Source organism: Nocardioides sp. YR527, from assembly GCF_900101045.1.
Classification (GTDB): Bacteria; Actinomycetota; Actinomycetes; order Propionibacteriales; family Nocardioidaceae; genus Nocardioides.
Genome location: NZ_FNFN01000004.1, coordinates 240325 through 260472, shown reverse-complemented (window position 1 = coordinate 260472; position 20148 = coordinate 240325). Strand labels below are relative to the sequence as shown.

Annotated in this window: 19 protein-coding genes; 11 read left to right on the top strand and 8 right to left on the bottom strand. The window is 65.9% G+C overall.

Annotated features, from left to right (window positions below; translation table 11 throughout):
• Positions 1 to 6 precede the first annotated feature (6 nt).
• Positions 7 to 1797 carry a glycoside hydrolase family 35 protein gene (locus tag BLT25_RS13880; RefSeq protein WP_091046839.1) on the top strand — a complete coding sequence of 597 codons (1791 nt, stop codon included), beginning with the start codon at positions 7 to 9 and terminating at the stop codon, positions 1795 to 1797.
• Between the two features lie 229 nt (positions 1798 to 2026).
• Complete coding sequence (locus BLT25_RS13875; protein ID WP_176883874.1) at positions 2027 to 3367, top strand: PQQ-binding-like beta-propeller repeat protein; 1341 nt, start codon at positions 2027 to 2029, stop codon at positions 3365 to 3367.
• Between the two features lie 15 nt (positions 3368 to 3382).
• On the opposite strand, the gene BLT25_RS13870 is transcribed toward BLT25_RS13875, so the two are convergent.
• A complete protein-coding gene (locus tag BLT25_RS13870) occupies positions 3383 to 4198 on the bottom strand; it encodes a TIGR02452 family protein (RefSeq protein WP_091046834.1) in 816 nt (271 codons plus the stop codon).
• Between the two features lie 143 nt (positions 4199 to 4341).
• Here BLT25_RS13870 and BLT25_RS13865 point away from each other — a divergent pair, with 143 nt between their 5' ends.
• The gene (locus tag BLT25_RS13865; protein ID WP_256328592.1) at positions 4342 to 4716 is read left to right on the top strand and encodes a DUF4345 domain-containing protein; all 375 of its coding nucleotides are present in this window, start codon (positions 4342 to 4344) and stop codon (positions 4714 to 4716) included.
• A 144-nt stretch (positions 4717 to 4860) separates the two neighbouring features.
• Positions 4861 to 5298: an NUDIX hydrolase gene (locus tag BLT25_RS13860; protein ID WP_256328591.1), complete on the top strand. Its 438-nt coding sequence runs from the start codon at positions 4861 to 4863 to the stop codon at positions 5296 to 5298.
• A 42-nt stretch (positions 5299 to 5340) separates the two neighbouring features.
• On the opposite strand, the gene BLT25_RS13855 is transcribed toward BLT25_RS13860, so the two are convergent.
• Together BLT25_RS13855 and BLT25_RS13850 are read right to left on the bottom strand one after the other, a co-directional pair.
• Positions 5341 to 5562 carry a PLDc N-terminal domain-containing protein gene (locus BLT25_RS13855; protein ID WP_091046830.1) on the bottom strand — a complete coding sequence of 74 codons (222 nt, stop codon included), beginning with the start codon at positions 5560 to 5562 and terminating at the stop codon, positions 5341 to 5343.
• Positions 5563 to 6224: 662 nt separating this feature from the next.
• On the bottom strand, positions 6225 to 6962 hold the full coding sequence (locus tag BLT25_RS13850) for a TetR/AcrR family transcriptional regulator (protein WP_091046828.1): 738 nt from the start codon (positions 6960 to 6962) through the stop codon (positions 6225 to 6227).
• A gap of 192 nt (positions 6963 to 7154) precedes the next feature.
• Between BLT25_RS13850 and BLT25_RS13845 the strand changes: the two genes are divergently transcribed.
• Entirely contained in the window at positions 7155 to 8417 is a 1263-nt protein-coding gene (locus tag BLT25_RS13845) for a hypothetical protein (protein WP_091046826.1), read from the top strand.
• Here the strand turns inward: BLT25_RS13845 and BLT25_RS13840 are convergent.
• Both BLT25_RS13840 and BLT25_RS13835 read right to left on the bottom strand, forming a co-directional pair.
• Positions 8395 to 8772: a nitroreductase family deazaflavin-dependent oxidoreductase gene (locus tag BLT25_RS13840; RefSeq protein ID WP_091046824.1), complete on the bottom strand. Its 378-nt coding sequence runs from the start codon at positions 8770 to 8772 to the stop codon at positions 8395 to 8397. The two genes, BLT25_RS13845 and BLT25_RS13840, sit on opposite strands and share 23 nt — an antisense overlap.
• A gap of 1 nt (position 8773) precedes the next feature.
• Entirely contained in the window at positions 8774 to 9229 is a 456-nt protein-coding gene (locus BLT25_RS13835) for a nitroreductase family deazaflavin-dependent oxidoreductase (RefSeq protein ID WP_176883951.1), read from the bottom strand.
• Between the two features lie 79 nt (positions 9230 to 9308).
• Here BLT25_RS13835 and BLT25_RS13830 point away from each other — a divergent pair, with 79 nt between their 5' ends.
• The 5 genes from BLT25_RS13830 to BLT25_RS29495 all read left to right on the top strand — a co-directional run bounded on the left by BLT25_RS13830 (position 9309) and on the right by BLT25_RS29495 (position 15482).
• The gene (locus BLT25_RS13830; protein WP_091046818.1) at positions 9309 to 9692 is read left to right on the top strand and encodes an MmcQ/YjbR family DNA-binding protein; all 384 of its coding nucleotides are present in this window, start codon (positions 9309 to 9311) and stop codon (positions 9690 to 9692) included.
• A gap of 310 nt (positions 9693 to 10002) precedes the next feature.
• Positions 10003 to 10833 (top strand): Hachiman antiphage defense system protein HamA, encoded by an 831-nt coding sequence (locus BLT25_RS13825; RefSeq protein WP_091046816.1) that lies wholly within the window; start codon positions 10003 to 10005, stop codon positions 10831 to 10833.
• A complete protein-coding gene (locus BLT25_RS13820) occupies positions 10830 to 13799 on the top strand; it encodes a DEAD/DEAH box helicase (protein WP_143033751.1) in 2970 nt (989 codons plus the stop codon). Before BLT25_RS13825 ends, BLT25_RS13820 begins: the two co-directional genes overlap by 4 nt.
• A 622-nt stretch (positions 13800 to 14421) precedes the next feature.
• Positions 14422 to 14925 (top strand): DUF433 domain-containing protein, encoded by a 504-nt coding sequence (locus BLT25_RS13815; protein ID WP_176883872.1) that lies wholly within the window; start codon positions 14422 to 14424, stop codon positions 14923 to 14925.
• Positions 14925 to 15482: a hypothetical protein gene (locus BLT25_RS29495; RefSeq protein WP_143033750.1), complete on the top strand. Its 558-nt coding sequence runs from the start codon at positions 14925 to 14927 to the stop codon at positions 15480 to 15482. Before BLT25_RS13815 ends, BLT25_RS29495 begins: the two co-directional genes overlap by 1 nt.
• 537 nt (positions 15483 to 16019) lie before the next feature.
• Here the strand turns inward: BLT25_RS29495 and BLT25_RS13805 are convergent.
• From BLT25_RS13805 to BLT25_RS13795, 3 genes are all read right to left on the bottom strand, one after another.
• Positions 16020 to 16667, bottom strand: a complete 648-nt coding sequence (locus BLT25_RS13805; protein WP_091046806.1) for a hypothetical protein — start codon at positions 16665 to 16667, stop codon at positions 16020 to 16022.
• 261 nt (positions 16668 to 16928) lie between these two features.
• Positions 16929 to 17261, bottom strand: coding sequence for a hypothetical protein (locus tag BLT25_RS13800; protein WP_091046803.1), 333 nt, complete (start codon positions 17259 to 17261; stop codon positions 16929 to 16931).
• A 126-nt stretch (positions 17262 to 17387) separates the two neighbouring features.
• Complete coding sequence (locus BLT25_RS13795; RefSeq protein WP_143033749.1) at positions 17388 to 17894, bottom strand: hypothetical protein; 507 nt, start codon at positions 17892 to 17894, stop codon at positions 17388 to 17390.
• Between the two features lie 231 nt (positions 17895 to 18125).
• Here BLT25_RS13795 and BLT25_RS13790 point away from each other — a divergent pair, with 231 nt between their 5' ends.
• Positions 18126 to 20123 (top strand): tachylectin-related carbohydrate-binding protein, encoded by a 1998-nt coding sequence (locus BLT25_RS13790; RefSeq protein WP_143033748.1) that lies wholly within the window; start codon positions 18126 to 18128, stop codon positions 20121 to 20123.
• Positions 20124 to 20148 lie beyond the last annotated feature (25 nt).

Sequence of the window (20148 nt, the reverse complement as noted above, 5' to 3'; positions counted from 1 at the left end):
CGGCGAGTGACTCCCACCTTGGCCTGGCGTGACGGCGAGTTCCTGAAGCACGGCGTCCCCCACCGGATCCTGTCCGGATCCATCCACTACTTCCGCATCCACCCGGACCTGTGGGAGGACCGGCTGCGCCGGGTCGTCGCCACCGGGTTCAACACCGTCGACACCTACGTCGCCTGGAACTTCCACGAGCCGGACGAGGGGTCCCCGGACTTCACCGGACCGCGCGACCTGGCCCGCTTCGTCGCCATCGCCGGCGACCTCGGGCTCGACGTGATCGTCCGCCCCGGCCCCTACATCTGCGCCGAGTGGACCAACGGCGGGCTGCCGTCGTGGTTGACCGCGCGCACCCGGGCACCGCGCAGCAGCGATCCGGTCTATCAGGACGCTGTCTCGCGCTGGCTCGACATGCTGCTCCCCCAGATCGTCCCGCTCCAGGCAGGTCACGGTGGGCCGGTCGTGGCCGTGCAGGTGGAGAACGAGTACGGCTCCTACGGCGACGACGCCGCCCATCTCGCCTGGCTCCGGCAGGGACTCCTCGACCGCGGTGTCACCGAGCTGCTCTACACCGCCGACGGCCCGACCGAGGTCATGCTCGACGCCGGGATGCTCGAGGGCACGCTCGCCGCGGCGACCTTCGGGAGCCGCGCTTCGGAAGCCCAGACGATGCTGCAGTCACGACGGCCCGGCGAGCCCTTCCTGTGCGCCGAGTTCTGGAACGGCTGGTTCGACCACTGGGGCGAGAACCACCACGTACGCTCCCCCGAGAGCGCCGCCGCGACGCTGCGCGAGATCGTCGACCTCGGTGGCTCGGTCAGCGTCTACATGGCCCACGGCGGCACCAACTTCGGACTCTGGGCGGGCGCCAACCACGACGGCCGCCGCATCCAGCCCACCGTCACCAGCTACGACTCCGACGCCCCGGTCGGCGAGGACGGCCGGGTCTCGGAGAAGTTCCGGCTCTACCGCGAGATCCTGGCGCCCGCCACGGGGCGCACGGTCGACGAGCTCCCCGCGCTGCCGCCCGCTCCTGCTCGCCTCGGGTTCTCCTCGGCGCCGATCTCGCCCGGCATCGACCTGCTGTCGCTGGTGACCCGCGGGGCGGCGACCCGCGCCGCTCAGCCGCTGAGCTTCGAGGAGCTCGGCATCGAGGCCGGGCTGGTGACGTACCGGTCCTCGGTCACTCTCCCCGGCCACGACGTCCATCTCACCGTGCGCGGGCTGCACGACAGGGCGTACGTCTTCCTCGACGGGGACGCGCTCGGCATGCTCGAGCGCGACGACGCCAAGGCTTCGGTGCTGACGCTTCCCGGCCTCGACACGGTCGCCGAGCTGACCCTGGTCGTGGAGGCGCTCGGCCGGGTCAACTACGGCCCGCTGCTCGGCGAGCACAAGGGGATCCTCGGCGGCGTCCAGGTCGACCGGCGCCTCGTCCACGGCTGGGACCACCACCCCGCTCCCCTCGACCGCTGGGACGCCCTCGACGGCCTCCCCCGCGCCACCTTCGACATCGACGCCCCCGCCGACGGCTGGCTCGCGGTCCCCGGCGGCGGCGACCGGTTCGTCTGGCTCAACGGCACCCTGCTCGGCCGCTTGTGGGCCCGCGGCCCCCAACGACGCCTGTACGCCCCCGCTCCCCTGTGGCGCCCCGGCGCCAACCACGTCGCAGTCCTAGACCTCACCGCCCCCGCGACGCACGTCGAGGTCCACCCGGACCCCGACTTCGGGCCGACCGAGGAGTACGTCGAGACGCTGCCGACCGGCGTCGACGATGTGGGCGAGGCCGCACCAACGGACTGACGCGCGCCCGCGTCGCCGAGAAGCCCGTGAACCTGGGGAGGGTTGTCCGAGCCGGGTTCGGACAACCCTCCCCAGGTTCACTGGGATGCCACCGCCCAGCTGGCTTGACCATCCCGGGTCGACCCTTTACGTTGCGCCAGGGGCACGCTGGATGCCTACGGTTACGTTCTCGGGGGATCAGATGCGTGGGTTGGCTTTCAAGATCGGCGGAGGTCTTGCCGCACTGGCGATGGCGGTCAGCGCCTGCGGTTCGACCGGTTCCGGCGACTCCAGCGGCGACGAGGCGTCGGCATCGAAGCAGGCCAAGCCACGCGAGTCGCCGGAGTACGAGGAGGTCGCGGATCTCGCGGCCATGAAGGTGGTCAAACAGCAGTACGTCTTCGGCGACACGCTCTACCTCGACGACTCGCTACTGCTGATCCAGGCCCGGCCACATCCCAAGATCAACTACCTCAGCGTGGTCACCGGCATCGACCCGACGAACGGGAAAGTCAAGTGGGAGATCGACGAGAGGGACCTCCCCACCTCGGTCGTAGAGTCAGGCGTCTTCATGGGACGCGGTCGTCTGCTTGCCTCGGACGGGATGGCGTACGTACCTCTCAGCTCCTCGGCCGGCACCGAGAGCTACTACGGCTTCGTGGCGCTCGACGGCGAGACCGGCGAAGCAAAGTGGGTTGCGCGGCACCCTGTCTGGGAGCCGAAAGGGACCGGACCTGACGGCCGAAGCGCCAGAACGGTCGTCGACATCGTGGGCGCCGTAGGCGACACGGTCGTCTACTCGGCGCACAGCTATTGGTCCGACGGCGACCTCTCGGGGCTCAACGATCCGAACGACAGGATGAAGCCGAACATCCTTCACCGTGCCGAGACAGTGGCGCTGGACGCCGAGACCGGCAAGGTGCGCTGGAAGAAGAACGGCTTCCTCGGCAGGTACGTCACCCGGAGTCACGTGATCGGGACCATCCCGGCCAAGCAGGAGGCGCGCCGCAACAAGCCTTTGGCGGCAGTCGAGGCGGGCACCGGCAACGACGCGTGGAAGACAACCTGGAAGTCCAACGTCGCGGACCTTTCCAAGGACTGGCTGCTCGTTCGCCAGTCGGCCTCTCCGGACATCGGCCCTCACGACGGCGTCTACGAGGCAGCCACCGGCCGACTGGTCGCGAAACTGGATGCCGATACCCCACCCCTCCTGGGCGCGGCCTGGGTCAACGAGATGCCGGAGGCCAAGGGCCATGGCGTCGCCTGGATCGTCACCGAACAGGACAAAGACGGCCCTCAGACGCTGTACGTCGCCAAGGACGGTGAGTCCGAGCCGCGCAAGGTCGCCTTCCTACCGAACGACAGGCTCGAGATCGGCCACCCGATGGTCACGGAGGACGATTACGTGATGGTCCAGTCGGCGGCGATCGATCCCATCGGTCAGCAGTTTGCAGACCTGGAGAATGGCGAACTCGACTTTCCGGTCGATGCGACCGAGGACGACCGCGAGCCGATCACGTACTCCGATAGCTACCTCATCACCGGCGGACTCCACGTAGAGGAGACCATCCTCTACAAGCGCGTGCCCTGACGCCCTGTCGAAGTCCTACAGCAGGTCCGTCAAGGCATCCTCGAACGCCTGCCGGACGCCTGCTCCCGGCGTACGGTCCAGGATCCCGAACACCACCTGCTCGAAGGTCCCCTCGAACCGGCCGCCCGGGCCGAGCAGGTCCCGGAACGACCCGGCGACCATGGCGGGGTCGTTCTGGAACACCCCGCATCCCCAGGCGCCGAGGACGAGGCTGCGATAGCTGTTGGCGGCCGCGGTCTCCAGGACCCGGGCCGCCCGGCCTGCGAGCACGGCCGGGATCTCGTCCATGCGCTCGGGAGCCTTCCTGCGGATGACGCCTGCGTTCGGCGCCGGCGAGGTCAGGAAGCCGACCTCGGCCGGCTCGTCGAGAAGCTGGCCGCGGTCGTCGCGAAAGACCGGCACGCCCGGCGAGTGGATGACGCGGTCGCTGTAGAACGGGTCACGCATCGCGCGATGATGCACGTAGTAGGCGGGCGCCTCCAGCAGGCAGGTGTAGAGCGCCGATGCCCGGCACAGCGCCTCCTCCTGCGCCTGGGCTCCGTTGACGTACCCGCCGCCGGGGTTCCTCGCCGAGGCGAAGTTCAGCACCGCCACCGATCCCGGCAGCCGCCGCGCCTCCCACAGGCTGCTCCCGCCGGTGACCGCGAACCGGGTCTTCACCGGCTCGGTCGCAGGCACCTCGACCGGCTCCGGCCCATAAAGCCGGGTTCCTTCTCGCGCCGCCCGGACGGCCTCGCCGATGACCGCCTTCGTGCCATCCGTACGCCGGTAGTACCCGGCCTCGATGAGGTGCTGGTTCTCCCGCGCGAGCGCGCGCAGCCGCGCGCTCATCCGGTCACGCTCGTGGTGACCGCCGTCGCCCCTGCTACGGAGCGTTCGATCTTCTTCACGGTACGCATCGTCCGACCCTCGAGGTTTCCATCGCAACCAGGTTAATTCGACGGCGCGGTCGCCAGGCACGTCATGATCGTTCGGTGAACACCGTGGCCACCCCGACCATCGCCGTCATCGGCGTCTTCTTCCTCGCTATGGGGACGTACGCACTGATCTCCCCGGGCGCCCTCGTCGCCCCGTTCCGCCTCTCGGCTCAGGCGCCCGAGTCCCGGTCGGAGGTCCGCGCCGTCTACGGCGGGTTCGGCATCGCGATGGCCGGCGTGCTCGGCGCCGCCGCGCTCGACATCGGCGACATCCGGTCCGGCGCCGTCATCACCGTCGGCCTCGCTCTGATCGGGATGGCCGGCGGCCGACTCGTCTCGCGACTGCTCGATACCCCCGTAGGTTTCTATCCGATCTGGTTCTACTTCTGGATCGAACTGGCGGCCGGGACAGCCCTGTTTCTTTGCGCTTGACCCCGACTGTTTTCGGCTATGCTCGCCACCGTGGGATCTCGGCCGACACTAGACGCGTCTGTATATCCGCCGCGCCCTCGCTCCCCTGAGGTGAGCAGCACGGGCCGACGAGTCGACTGGCACAACGATCCCTCGGCGCCCGAGGTGAACACCATCAGGCCGAGCGCCGGCGTCTTCGTACTCGACGACCCGGGCCGGATCCTGCTGGTACGCCGCGACGACACCGGCAACTGGACCATGCCCGGCGGCGCGATGGATCCGGGCGAGTCACTCACCGCCTGCGCGGTCCGCGGGACGCTCAAGGAAACCGGCATCACCACCGAGGTGATCGGCCTGGTCGGCATCTGGACCGACCCCCGCCATCGCATCGAATACACCGCCAACGGCGAAGTACGCCAGGAGTTCAGCATCATCTACGCCGGCCGCTACCTCGCCGGCGAGCCCACCCCCTCGGCCGAGAACACCCACGCCGAGTGGCTCTATCCCGAGATGGTGCCCAGCCTCCAGATGGACCGCAGCCAGCGCGTACGGATCGACTGGGCCCTCAACCGCAACTTCCCCCACCTCGACCCCAACCCCTGAGCACGTCAGGGCAGGGTCACCGTCGGAGCAGGTCGGCCAGGACTACGGGGCCGCTCGCCGCCCCCAAAGGAAATAGATCACCGGTCCCACGAAGTTCACCGCGATGACCGCAGCCCACTTGCCCTTGTTCCCGTTGACCAGCTCCGGTTTCCGAACTGCCAGGTCGGTCCACGCTGTCGCAGCCAACGACAGTTGAATCGAGGCCAGAACCAGGACGGCTGCCTGCTGGCGATTGCTCAGCTCGCTCCACCGTTTCAACTCCATCACTTCCTTCCGAACGCAGGGGGCGCTCCTCGATGTGGTTCAGCCGACGTGGCGGGTCGCGCTGTTGACGTAGGCGTGGGTGGCGCACAAGGCGCCGAGGGCGGTGTTGAGGGCCGCAGGCAGGTGGAGCTTGGCGTAGTTCTCCTTGCCCTTTCGGCGGGTGGTGCGTGGTTCATGGGGTCTCTCCGCGATGGTGCTGGTGGCCCGGGCAGGCTGGCGGTGAAACGACCGCGCCCGGTCGACGACTCACCACCAGCCTGCCGACCGTCGGCCGAGCGGTCGTAAGGTCGTTGTGCCCGACCTGCAAGTCCTTGGTCACACTGATCGACGCGACCCATCGCAAGCCCGACGGGGGCCGAGAACCACGGAGCTTGGGTATGGCGTGCCCGCCCCCAGATGAGTAGACAGGGAACAACCGGCGGTGCCGGTCCGGGGCGAGTGCTTCCGAGTCAACTGCAGGGTGACCTCGACGCCATGGCGGAGACCTTCCAGGTCGGGATCTGGCCGAACCGCGAGCGACGCCAGCGGCGAGATCGTCGACGTGCACGAGTTCGACCTCGCGTGCGCGCACCTGCATGTCCCCGAGATGGCCTGAGGTCCACATCTCTTCGCCGAGCCCGCCCAGGCCGGCTCGGCGAGCATGAGGGGTCTCCGCGCCAGGTTCAGCGTGCGTCGCTTCGCCGCATAAGGTCGGCACCCACGCCCCATGCGTTCCATAAGAGGTCGTCGGCCGTGGTCGTTGCGCGTACAACCCTCTCCTGAGGTGCACCACATATCCGCAGACAGGTCGCCGCGATCGCTCGCGTCTGCGCAGGTGTGACATCCTCACCGCGAGACCGGATCCGGATCACCACCTCGACCACCTGGATCAGTAGGCCACCCAGCTGGTCCATGCTCACCGTGGCAGCGACAGGGCCGCTGACGACGCCAGCACCCAACCGACCGTACGCATCAGTCAGCTCCTGCAGTGCAGGCTGGAACTCCTCGAAGACCTCGCTGTTCCTGACATCGGGCATCCGGTAGAGCTTGCCGATGTTGTGCGGCACGGTCGCAAGGGTGTCCGCGTCGACCAGCGCGAGCAGGTAGAGCGCCGCCTCCGGGACGTCGGCCGGGCACCCCAACTCGATCCTCTCGACCTTCTCGAGACTGGGCCGCACCGAGAGCTCCAGGAGCTCGGCGAGGATCCCGGGCTTGCCCGCGAAGTGGTAATAGAGCGACGCCTGCCGGATCCCGACCTTCTCCGCGATATCCCGGGTCGAGGTCGCCGCGAACCCACGGTTGACGAAGAGCTCGGCCGCCACGTTGAGGATCTCGTCGCGGGGCGCTGCTGCGCTCGCCGCGCGCGGGATCACCCGAGGCCGGCCTGGCCGGGTTGCGGTAGCGAGCGCGTACTGGCTCATCGCGATCCTTTCGTCCGGAGTCCTGTCTCGTTCACGATCGCCGCGGACGGGCACGGGCAGGAGAGAGCAACTAGGGAGCATCGCCGTTGATCCCAGTGGTCCCCCGCTCTGCGGACTTCGTTGTTAGGTTTGTGCGAGTCGTCCCGTCGCCTCGGCACGCGCGACGAGACACCGAACGCATCGGGAGGCCGGATGGCTGAGCAGTGGCACGAGAGGCTGGTACGTCTTCAGGCCGCCAAGGGCTGGAGCAACCGGGAGACGGCGATGCACTACATCGCGCTCTCGCCGTTCCACGAGGAGACTCAGCTGGACTCGGTCATCGCGACGTTCAAGCGCTACCGGCGTGGGGAGATCGCCAACCCCTCGCCCGAGACTCAGCAGGCCATCGCAGCGATGTTCGACCTGCCGGTCGCAGACTTCTTCGCCCAGCGCCCGCTCGCGAACCAGAACGTCCCGGACCGGTTGAGCCCGACCGAGTTCACCGACCTGGTGGCCGCGCTGCGCATGCCGAAGGTGGGCGAGGCTCATCTAGCGCAGGCCGAGGCGGAGGTCGAGCGCCTGTGCACCGCCTACTCCGCCCAGGACGCCCGATCGCTGACCGTCGAGGTCGACGACTGGCTCAAGGAGCTCGCCTCTCTCGTACACGAAGGGCGGGTGTCCCTCGCCGGCCACGAGCGCGTCATCCACCTCACCGGCTGGCTCTCGCTGCTCCGGGCGTGCCTGATGTGGGATCAGGGCGACGAGCAGGCCACCCACCAGGCCCGCGTCGCGGCCGAAGGCTTCGCTGCCGACTTGGGCGACAACGTGATGGCCGCCTGGACGTGGGAGATCCGCGCCTGGATGGCGCTCACCCAAGGCGACATGCCCAACGTGATCGCGGCCGCCGACGCCGGCATCCGCTGCGCCCCCAATGCGTCGGTCGCCGCGCAGCTTCACGCGCAGAAGGCCAAGGCGTACGCCCGGATGAAGGACAGCCACAAGACCGAGGTTGCGCTCGATCGAGTCCGCGAGGTCCTCGATAGCAACGACCTGCCGTCGAACGTACGCAACCACTTCAACGTCGACCCGACCAAGGCCTCCTTCTACGCGATGGACGCCTACCGCACCCTGCACGGCCGCGAACGCATGGCCGACGCCATGGCCGACACCGTCATCGCCACCAGCGTCCGCCCCGACGGCGCCGTCATCAGCCCGATGCGACTCGCCGAGGCGCAGCTGACCAAGGCCGTCCTCGCCGCCCGCGACGGGCAGCCCAGTAACTGCACTCGAGCTCGCCGAAGCGGCGCTCAACCACGAGCGGCGATCGCAACCCAGCCTGTTGCTCGTCGCCGGCGAGGTCGCCCACGAGCTCGAGTACCGCTCCCCCGCCGACGGCGCCGACTTCCGCAACCACCTCCGCGCCCTCAGCGCATCCGGCAGCTCGCCCAGCTGATCAGGACGTACGCAGCAACCTGAACTCGTGGCGCTGCAGCACCTGCAGAACCAGCTTGGCCGGATAGCCGAAAGCGTCCCGGCCTGCGTCGGACGGATAGGGCTCGATCGCGGACACCTGATGCCACTGGCCGTCGACCAGCACCTCACAGCCGCCGGCGGCGACGATGTTGCGGTACCAGTTGACGTCCTCGCCGTAGGTCAGCTCCGCGATGAACCCTTCGGGCACCCGCGCGACCATGATCGGCGTCTCGTACGTCTTCCCCGACTTCCGCCCCACGTGACGCACGAGCGAGAACGGGCCGTGGCCCGAGCGGGCCACCCGGGTCGTCACCCGGTTGAGCGTGTTCTTGATCAACCACAGCCACCTGCGACGCATCTCAGTCTCCTTCGAGCTTCAGGTTCACCGTCGGCAGTCCCTCGACCTCGTGGCCGACCGCCGCCTCGATCGCGCCGCGCAGTCGCTGCCAGGCCTTCGGGTGTGCCTGCTGATAGCGACCCAGCGCAGCGGCAGACTCCTCCTCCGTGAGGAACCGCGCCCTCGCCGCGACGCCGTTCCGCGTCCCGATACTGACGCGACAGGCGGGGTCGGCGCGAAGGTTCTGGTACCACTGCGCGCCGGTGCCGAAGCCGCTCACCACCACGATCTCGTCCGCGCTCGGCCGCTCGACGACCTCGAGGCACACGTACCGCGGCGCCCCTGACCGGCGGCCAATGTGTTCGAGCATCAGCATCCGGGAGCCGAAGAGCCACCCGGCGTGGTGTCGATAGAGCCAGATCGGCGCACGTACGACGGCGCGCGTCCGCAGCAGCCGGGATGCGATCGAGTCGATCATCGACGTCACGCCAGGGACCTTACTCACCCACTCGGCCGATCCGGTTCAAACCAGCAGATCCAAGAGCTACGCTCCGAAGATGGCAACCCTCGAAGACCTCGCCCGGGTCATCGGCGAACTGCCGGAGGTCACCGAGGGCGAGCGCCACGGACACCAGACCTGGTCCGTACGCGGCAAGGGCATCGCCTGGCTGCGACCGTTCAGCAAGGCCGACCTCAAACGCTTCGGCGACCAAACTCCCCCGGACCCTCCGATCCTCGCAGTCAACACAGCCGACTTGCACGAGAAGGAAGGCGTCCTCGCCGCCGGCATCGACGGCGTCTTCACCATCGAGCACTTCAACAACTACCCCGCCGTACTCATCGAGCTCAACGTCATCGCGCCAGGAGACCTCCGCGACCTGCTGGTCGACGCCTGGCTGGCCGTCGCTCCAGCCGACCTAATCGCGGCGTTCGACGGCTGAGGCACTGGCTCCTCTCGCTGAGATTGCGGCGAACCAGGCGCGACATACCGCCCACATTGACGCGGTCCCTGTTACGAGACGGAACGCGTTTGTCAGGTCATCAGCGCCACCGGCTTCCGCCCAGCAAGTCGGTGGTTGGGACACGCGCAGTGACGGTCTTACGTTCGCCCGCGGGAACTTGGTTCGTTCAGACTGACGGTGAAGTAGCGCTGGCAGCAAGAGAAGCGAAAACTCCAAACGCTGAGCGCCGCAGTCGGTACTCTCTCCTCGTCGGAGTTGAACGGACCGCAGTCAAGCGGGGGCGGAGGCCATGGAAGTGCTTGGCCTTGACCTCGCAGAAATGTCCACGCTCCTGGTCGAGACAGCTCAGGAACACCACCTGCTCGTCGAGGTCTCGACCGACAGCGTCGATGCGTGGGCGACCCGCCTGGGCGTGCCGGTGCGAAGATGCTACTTCGCCGACGAACACCTTGAGGCTCGTGCCGCAGCAGGCATCGATGCCGGCGCATTGGCCGGTACTTACGTCCCAGACAACCCGTCGGTGATGTCTGGAGACTTTGGCGAGATGCTCGCCGCGTTCTACCTGGCGTCGAAGCAAGCCGAAGCAATCGATCCCCTCAAGTGGAGGTTCAAGAACGATCGAAACCAGTCGGCTCCCAAGTCCGACGTTGTCAGGTTCTCCCTACCGACCTGGCCGGCCGCCTCGGGCGAGGACAGAATCGAGTGCGCTGAGGTCAAGTCTAAGGCCAGTCGCGGGAACTCGAAGCCGATTGCATCAGCGCTCAAGGACTCCGCAACCGACCGTGGCGGACGTCTCGACAAGACACTCAACTGGCTGAAGGAACTGGCCATCAAGGGAGAGTTGACGCAGTTGACCGTCGAGCAGCTCGAACGTTTCATCACTCCGACCGACTCTGTCCACGGGCCGTACAGCAGGGACTTCAAGGCGATCGCTGTAATCGACGCCAAGTACGTCGCAACGGAAACGGAGAACATCCCCGGAGTTCCGGATCAATGCACCCTGATCGTTCTGTCCGTGACTGACCTCATGCAGATCTACACCGCGACCTTCACCGAGGTAGTCACCAGTGCCGAGACGCATGTCTCGGCTCTTGGCGCCACTCAAGGCGGGGCGTCGTGAGAGACGAATTGCGCCATTGGATCGCGGACGCGGATACCCGAGGAAACGCCGAGATCTTCGCTCTCAGCGAGCTGATGCCTGACCTCGCGTACCAGGAAGGCCGGGACTCGGATCTGCAGTCCTCCTTGACGGGCGAACTCTTCGACCTAATTCGCACCGGCCCCGCTGACTCCAGGGACTGGGGAACGGTGGCCAATGGATTCACCCGACTCGGGCGCAGACTGCAGGGACCAGGTCGATCTGACCTGCTGCTCTACGCTGCGGCTGCCTTCTACCTCGGAGGCTTCTCCGCATCTGCGTATCTAACGATGCGTCAAGCCACCCGAGATCACCTTGAGACCGACGTCTACGATGCGTGTTACGACCTCCTGGCCCGACCAACAGCTGTGCGGTCCGAGCAGGTCGCCGAACTACTCGACGCGCTGCGCTCGGGAGACCAGCTCACTATCTTGCAAGCACGGGACGCCGCTGCCGAGGCCGTCGCGGACGCACGTGCCACCGGGCCGGATGCCTGGGTTTCCTCAGTCCTGCTTGCAGCACTGCTGCAGACGTTCGTCGCAACGAACGTGCGGGCTGTCCTGCCCAACGGCGAAGACCGGTCTTGGGACCCGCTGGTCGAATCGTTCATCAGCAGGCGACCACCGGTATGGGACTTTTTTCCCTCTCAGCGGGTCGCGATCGAAGCCGGCCTTCTCAACCATCAAGAGACCTACTCGCTGCAGATGCCCACCGGGGCGGGGAAGACAGCCCTAACTGAAACGCTCATCTTCAGCCACTTGAACCGGCAGGAGGGGCACGACCTTGCGGTCGTGCTGGTCCCGTTCCGGTCGCTAGGCACTGAGCTACGGACATCGCTTGGCGAGAACCTTACCTCTCTCGGCTACCCGACCCGGACGATCTACGGCGGCATCGTGCCCTCGCCAGAGGAGACGGATGACCTCGATGCTGTACGAGTCATCATCGCGACCCCGGAGTCTCTGACGGGGCTCCTTGATAACACCCCGGAACTTTCCGATCGGCTTAGCATGTTGGTTTGCGACGAGGGCCACCTGCTGGACTCCAAGGGCGGCCGAGGCGTCGGTCTTGAACTACTGCTTGCGCGGTTCCGCGCCCGCGAAGAGCCGCCGCGCATCGTGTTCGTCTCCGCGATCGTTCCCAACATCGACGAGATCAATGCCTGGCTTGGCGGCACCGACGAGACCGTCGTACGCAGCGACTTCCGGCCTGCCGACGCCGAGTACGCAGTCCTGCGCCCCAGCAAGAAGACAGGTCGGTCATTACGAATCAACCTACGGATGCATGCCCCGAGCGACACCAACCTACCCTCACGGGTCCTTCCGGGGTTCCTGACCGCAGATGACTTCGACTACGTGAACCCAGCGAACGGACGACACAGGATCTGGCCCAACGCCTCGATCAAGGCCCACGCAGTCGCGGCCGCCAGAAAGTCGCTGCTGCTCGGCTCGGTCGCCGTGTTCGCCACAGCGAAGACTGGCAACCAGGGAGTCCTCAGCCTCGCTGAGGAACTCATTGCGCAGCGGGCCGCCGGCCTGCAGTTGCCGGACCCGGCCGACCTGATGCCTGAAGAATCGCAGACCCGCGTCTCTGAAGTCGTCGAATACCTCACCCAGGAGTATGGGCCAACCTGGACGGGCACCCTGGCCGTTGAGAATGGCGCTGTCGTACATCACGGCGACATCCCGCAGGAGACACGTGAAGTTCTGGAAGGGCTCCTGCGCGGCAAGCACATTCGACTCGTGTTCTGTACGAGCACGCTCGCGGAAGGAGTGAACCTGCCCATCCGCACACTGGTGCTCTACTCGACGGAGCGCATGGAGGGCAGAACCCGCGTGCGCATGCTGACGCGAGAGATCAAGAACTTGGTCGGCCGAGCCGGCCGAGCCGGAACGGAGACCAAGGGCCTCGTGATCTGTGCCAACCCCGACAGCTGGGCCGCCGTAAAGGCGGTTGCTGACGGGGCGTCCGGGGAACGCGTCAACGGCGCTCTTCTTACGCTCATCCAGGAGGCGAATCGGAGTACCGGAACTCGTCTCGACAACCAGCTGCTCGAAACCGAGGAGTCCTGGTTGGCCGTAACCGACGGCATCGACGCCACGCTTCTCGAACTCCTCAGCGACGAGCTTGGTCGTGACGAGTTCATCGAGCTCGCGCGGGAACTTGCCGACAGCACCTTCGCTTACCAGTTGGCGAACAACCATGCCCGGGACAACCTCGAGCAGGTCTTCACTCTGCGAGCCCAGCGTCTCATAGCCCTGCGCGCTAATGGCAGACTATCGCTCTCGACCGGGACCGGTGCCCGCGCACGGCTTCTCGACAGTGTCTTGGACGACCTTCTCCCGCGGTACGACTGGACAGCAGCCGAGGCCGCCATCGACGGGCCCCTCCTTCGTGCGATCCTGGAGTGGGCTTGGACGCAGAGCGAGATGCGCCGGTCCCTGATTATGAGCTACCCACAACCGGGACGCGACCCGGTGCTCCCGCCCGTCGATGATCTTTACGACCAACTCGTCCCCTGGTTGAGCGGCGACACATTCGCGGAGATCGCGCGAAGACACAAGTATGATCTCGATCGCATCCTGCGGATTCACGCTGGCGTCGTGTCTTTCACACTGGCGACCCTCGTCGAGCAAGCCATCGCCGTGCTGGTCAGGTACTTCGAGCAGACTGGCGAGGAGATCGCGCCAATAATGACTCTCCTGCCGGACTTCCTCCGGTACGGAACATCTGATACCGACGCCCGAGACCTCCTGGCAAACGGCATGCGCCACAGGCGAGCCGCGGTCCTGCTCGGGGCCGAGTTTGTCCATGACCTCGACACCTTCCTGCTCACGCCGACCGAACAGGCAGCGCGAATCATCGAGGCCGATTCTGACCGCTGGCACGAGACTCTCGGCTCGTTCGTATTTGCCAGGACTGTGAACGATGTTGGCGCCGTTCTGGCGTAGGTATGCCGCGGGCAGAGTGGAGACAGTGCTCGACTTGATCCGTGCCATCTGCGCTTGCCGGCGCCACACGCGACTCCGCCAGAGCACTTCGATACGGCTGAACGAGATTGTTCAGGTCGTGACTGTGCAGCGTGACAGTTCGGAGCATGGTCGTGCGGCTCCGCCTGTCGGCGCGACCTCGAAGCGAGCGCCCGCGTTCGGGGCAACTTCACGATTCTGTCGAGAATCGTGCGACGTCGCCACGGAACTGAACTAGGCCTGCGAGTCGGGCCACCCTGCTGAAGGTCGGCAACCGAACTACCGGGAAGCTCCCGAGCCCCTTTCGGTATCGCCGGGACGTGTCGCTGCTAGCGGGTAAGCCTGGAGTTGCGCACCGCGAACATGCTTCGGAACACGCTGGAGGTGAACTCCGTACATGCCAAAGGAGAACTGGGGCATACTCGGGACCATGTCTCGCTTCCCTGTCGGCTTAGCCGCCGCGTCGGCTGGTTGCTATGAAGCGTCTCGTGCCGCTGCACTGTCTGGGGTTCCGACGCGGACCGTTTACGACTGGGCGAGCAAAGGGATCGTTGTGCCTAGCGTGTCTCCGGTACAGGAGAAGCTTTGGTCATTCGCTGACCTCATGTCGCTGCGGATAGTGGCGTGGCTCCGCAAGCCCAAGGGCAGTGAGGACGATCGGCTGCCCGCGAGTCCGATGACGCAGGTGAGGTTGGCGCTAACGCAGCTCGCACAGATGAACATCGACTTGTGGAGCGAACACGAGCCAGGAAACGCGTCCCTCGTTGTCGATCAGCGAGGCGACATTTTCCTTCGCATGCCGACTGGCTTCGCCGACACGAGGGGCAATCACGCACTGCCCCACGACAAGCACTTCGGACTTCTCGATCCATTCGAGTTCGAGGGGCACACCGGCCCCGACCTCGTACGCCCTCGATCACACTTGCGGATCGTCCCCGAACGTGTGGCCGGCGAGCCGCACGTGGAGAACACGCGGCTCACGACTCAGACGCTCGCCGGTCTAGCTGCGCGCGGGTACAGCATCGCGAAGGTCGCAAGCATGTATGAGGTGACCGAGGACGCGGTCTGCGAGGCAGTCGACCTAGAGACGACACTCGGCGCCGCCTGATGTCAGAGTCAGTGCTAAGGCTGGTACTGGACCAGAACTTCCCTCAGCCCCTGCTCAGAGACGTAAGGGAATGGATCCCCCCGGAGGTCGAGATCGTCCACCTCGGCAATCTTGATGATCGGCTCCGCACAGTAAGCGACCGCGAACTCTTCATCGCACTGCACCAACTCGGGTATGACGGGCTGATCACGAGCAATTGGAAGATGCTCAACATTCCCATGGAGGTGGCCGCGATCATCGCCACAAAAGCAGTTGTGATCGCGATGAGGAGCATGGGCCATGACCCGATTAGAGCAGCCGGAGCCCTCCTGCTCGAGCTACCGGGATTGGTTGATCGAATACGCCCAAATCGCGCCAACGTCTTCTTACTTCACTACGAGCGCCGCCGACCCGAGGACGCCTGGGAGTACCTCAAGCGAATAGCAGATCGCGAATCTCTCTCCGCTCAGGATCTGCTCGAGCGTGTCCGGGTAACCAGCGATGAACTCGCGAACCCAATCCTCCAGCGACCCCGATCAACAGCAGCATCAGGAGTTCCTCGAATCGGCGCCGACTAGCACGCGGCATGGCGTTCAAGTCGGGAGCGACCAATGACCAGGGCAAGCACAGCAAGACAACCAGCGACAACTACCGTGAAAGCCAAACCCAGCGTCACTACATGCAGTACGCATTAGAGACCGTATGGACGGCCGCAGCGGGAGCAGCAGGCGGGCGCTGGCTCTCCTGAACCAACGAGGCGCCGCCCAGTGGTCCTGCACTTTTCGCCGCGTGCTGGCGGTCAACTCGAACTGACGACGGCAAGGATCGTACCGAGCGCGCCCGCGGACGCACCGAGGATCACCAAGGTCAGACCCCACCGAGAGTGGCGCTCAGACGTGGAGATGGAGAAGGTGCCCGGATCGGGCTCCTCAGATAGCTTCGCGGCCCCATGATGCACGAGGATTGCGCCCAGTACACTGGTCAACCAGCCTGCGGCGGCCAGGATGAGCAAGGTTGTCTCTAGCACGTCCCAGTTCTACATCCTGTGCGATTTCTGCCGTCGGGCAGGGTGGCGCATCATCGCTCGCAGGCTGGTTGCTGGCCATCCGCGCAGGCTATTCGTCGTTGGCGATGCGGAGCCGATCTCGGTTCTTGAAGTCGCGCCTGATCCATTCTTCTTGGGCGTCGTCCGCTTCGGCGATCTCTTGCGCGAAGTCGCTGCGCCGTTCGTCAAAGTCGTCCTCAAGGGCAAGCTCGTACTGTTCCGCGATGGGTGACAGGTTTGGACTTGGGCGGCCGCGTAGGAACGCGGAAAGCTGCATCTCGAGTTCGATCTTGCAGTTCTGAAGGATCGTCGGCTGGCTTTGCCAGTGGTGACCTGTACCGAGTCGGCCGGGGGCGAGTTCATCTGCGTGGTATGCGACGTCGGCCAATAAGCGCACGTGGCCGGCGAGATCATTGGGCAGATACAACGCCTTCTGTTTCAGCTGGTTGTACAGGTCGTATCGTTGCTCGGCAGGCGATGGGGAGATGTCCTCGGTCATCAGTCGTGTTGCCTCGATGGCTTCGATGAACCGCGAGAACAGAGTGAGGATCTGTTCGGCCACTCCGTGTTGGCGGTCGCGTTCCGATCTGGTTTTCTCGCGCGTTTCGGCGCGTGCTTCTTCACGGGACTTGAAGTAGTTGGTGACCACGGCACCGACTATGCCTGTGACCACGGAGATCGCGCCGCCGGCGAGGACCAGCCACACTTCCTTGCTCACTAGCTTGCTCCTCACACGACGCGGGCTGTTTACACCAACCTATCTGCTGCTGGGGGCTCGCATGGCGGGAAGCCAAGCCTCCAGCGGAGCATCGGGCTCAGCCTCGCCGCACACACACTGGAGTACGCCTCCAGGGATCTCACTGCGACATCCATGTAGCTAGCGTCTGAGCCCGAACCAGGATCGCGTTGCGTCGCGAGCGCGCGCGGTACATCGCCATGGGCCGCCCAAAAAGGGGCGGGCTGTCGAGGTGCCCCTTTCCTATGGCGTCGTCGTGGCGAGGAGACGTCGTGCACGACGGCCCAGGTCGCTCAGATCCACCCGACCCTCCTCAGCCGCGGCCGCCAGACGCGCGGCGAGGTCCATTGCCACGTCGAGCTCGGGTGCGGTGACCGCGGATTCCTGGCCCATATCGCGAAGGATTGTGATCTCGGTTCTGGAGGCGATCAAGGGGTCGGTGACCCCGTCGATCCAGACTCGAGTGCGGCGGCCATCGCCGCGTTCCTCTCCGGTGATGCGCTCCAGGGCGAAGATGCGGTCAGCGCGCGCGAACTTTCCGAAACCCAATGCCACCATCCGGGAGTCCGATGCCATGTAGTCATCTTGCCATTACGCATCGAACTTTGATCTGGCGTGCAACCCCGGCTGAGAGAAGGCGTCCCGCGTCATACCGCGCGAGCGGGACACGCTGGAGTGGGTGCGTACGCCCATGCCTGAAACCTACGACGAACTGGGGTCGACCCTGTCGATCAATGCTGTCCATCCGAGAACAATCCAGGCCACGCCAAGACAGGTGAGCGGAACCTCCAGCAGCCGCTCGTCGAGCTCGGGCAGGATCCCTCCGACCAACAGTGCGGGCACCGTGACCGCGCCGATCCACCACGCGAGGGGAGCCGGCGGGTGGCCGCGCCGTGGGAGCAGCAGCAGGCCGATCAGCAACGCGATGGAAGAGATCGCCAGCGCCATACCAGCCACCTCGCCGACCAGCTCGCTGACAAGCGCCACGAGGCCGGCGATAACTGAGACTGCAGCGAGCCCCAAAGCGGCCGTGCGCCGTCGGCTCGGCGGCAGTGTCGAGTACGCGATGCTCAGCAATGCGACGCCGAACAGCATGGGAGCGACCTCGAAGAGCAGCGGCGGCTGGTCACCTCCGCCAAGGATCACCGTGCCCTTCACCGCCCATGCCAACCCACCCACGAGCGCCGCCACCCCTCCGAGGCGGGCCACGTTCCTCCGTCCAACGTCGTCGGCTGCCGTACGCTCTGGCACGCTTCCAGGATCCCACCGACGACATCCAGGTAGCCAGCGTCCAAGTTCCCACCTCCATCGCCGGCGTCCGACCGCTGAGCAGGGACACGTCCACTTCGCCCAGATAGGGCATGACTCCGCACATCAGCGGCAGTTCCATGGGTTATGGCCTTCTTTCCTGCGTCTTTGGCCGACTTCGGCCACGGCTCCATGACTCTGGGCGACGGGACGAAGGCTCTGGGCAGTCGTCCGCTGATGGCCCTTCTTGTCGACTGGGACAGCAATCCGAGCAAGATCGCGAGTTTCCATGGGCTCGGCTACTACGAGCAGTTGGCATTCGGCAACCCGGCGCCGCCGTTCTCGACGGCCAACCCGGTCAACCCGGCCAGCCTCTCCGACTACTTTCGGGAGAACAGCCTGGGCCGCTTCGGCTACACCCGGGTGGGCCTGTTCGAGGTCACGATGGGATCAACGATTCCGGACGGGGTGCCGTCCAAACGCTGCAGGCAGGTGCTGGAGAAGTTTCCGCCCAACATGCTTGCGCAGCACAACGTCGACGCTGACGCCATGCTCGAGGAGAGCGAGCTGAGCATCGTGATGGTGGAGAACTTCGCCGGCGCCTTGCCGGGCATCGCCTTCAACGAGGTCTTCACCCTGACCGGCAGCACCACCCCTTTCCTCCCTGACGGCATCCAGGTTCGGATCCGATTGGCGGGAGGCGGCCCCCTGACACCCTTCTATCAACTGGCCCACGAAACTTCCCACCTGCTGCGCACGATCGACATGTACAACATGGGCCAGCAGCCCAACAACGGCAACGTGCTGATGACGCTGATGAGCTCCTTCTCGTTCACCAGTGACGATCAGGTCATCGTGCACCTCGACATGTGGCACAAGATGCAGCTCGGCTGGGCGGAACCACGCCGGTTCGCGCTCAAGAGCCAACGGTCCGAGGACGTACGCGACGACACCGCCGACGGGGCCTTCATCCTCTGGGACGAGACCCGGCAGGACAGTGAGTACTTCCTGGTCGAGCGCCGCAGGTCCGCCGGGCCGGCCCGGCGCTACGACGCTGACTTCCCCGGTGACGGTGTCTGCGTCTGGCGAGTGCAGAAGTCGACCCCGAACGGACCCATCGTCCAGAACCTGCGCCCGCCGGACCTGCTGGCCGGCGTCCAGGGAGTCTGGCAGGTGGGCCAGGAGACGCCCCCACTTGCCTGGTCCGACGGGACGACGACAAACGTGACCCTCAAGTTCGCCGCGGCCCCGGACGGCCGCGTGCGCGTCTCCTGGGGTGAGGCGCTGACCCACACCAGCTCGGTACGGCACCTACGGCTGTTCCACGGAGGCAACGGCTCCGACGGCGTCGGTGGTCTCACCCGGCAAGGGGTCTTCTTCGGGGTGACGACCGAAGGCAACCTGGAGTGGAACCGCTACAACGGCCAGGGCGAGCAGGCCGGTGACCCGCTGGCTCTGCAGTCGTGGTCCCCCAACACCGGGAACCTGATCGGCCGCGGGTTCACTCACCTGAAGCAGGTCGTTGGCGCCGGGAACGGGGTGATCCTGGTGGTCCACCCCGACGGGACGCTGCGCTGGTTCGGCTACGACGGCAACGGCGAGCCCGACATCACCGGCGCGGCGGGGTTCGTACCGAACTCCGGCAACACCATCCGCAGCGGGTTCGAGAACGTGACCAAGATGTTCGTCGCCCCGCGCATCGGCATCGGCATCCACGGAATGAACGTCTTCACCGTCGAGACCGATGGCTTCCTGCGCTGGTACCGGTACACGGGCAACGGCGAGCACGACCCGGGCGGCACGATGGGCTGGCACCCCAACTCGGGAAACATCGTCGGGCAGGGCTGGCAGGGCGTACGCCTGGTGTACGCCTCGGCGAACGTGTTCTTCGTCGTCACCGAGGACAACCTGCTGCGTTGGTACTCCTACTCCGGCAACGGTGAGGAGGACCCATCCGGCGTACTGGGCTGGGCCTCGAACACCAGCAACCCGATCGGCCGCGGGTTCGGTGATGTGGTGCACCTCTTCGGCGGAGTCACCAATCAGGGTGGCTTCGGGCACAGCATGTTCGCAGTCAACCGGGCCGGGGACCTCCGCTGGTTCCACTACCGAGGTCAGGGCGAGCGGGACGAGACCGGCGCGAGCGGGTTCATCGCTCGCTCGGGAAACGTCATCGGCACCGGCTGGTGACGAGCCCCCGGTCTAGGAGGACACT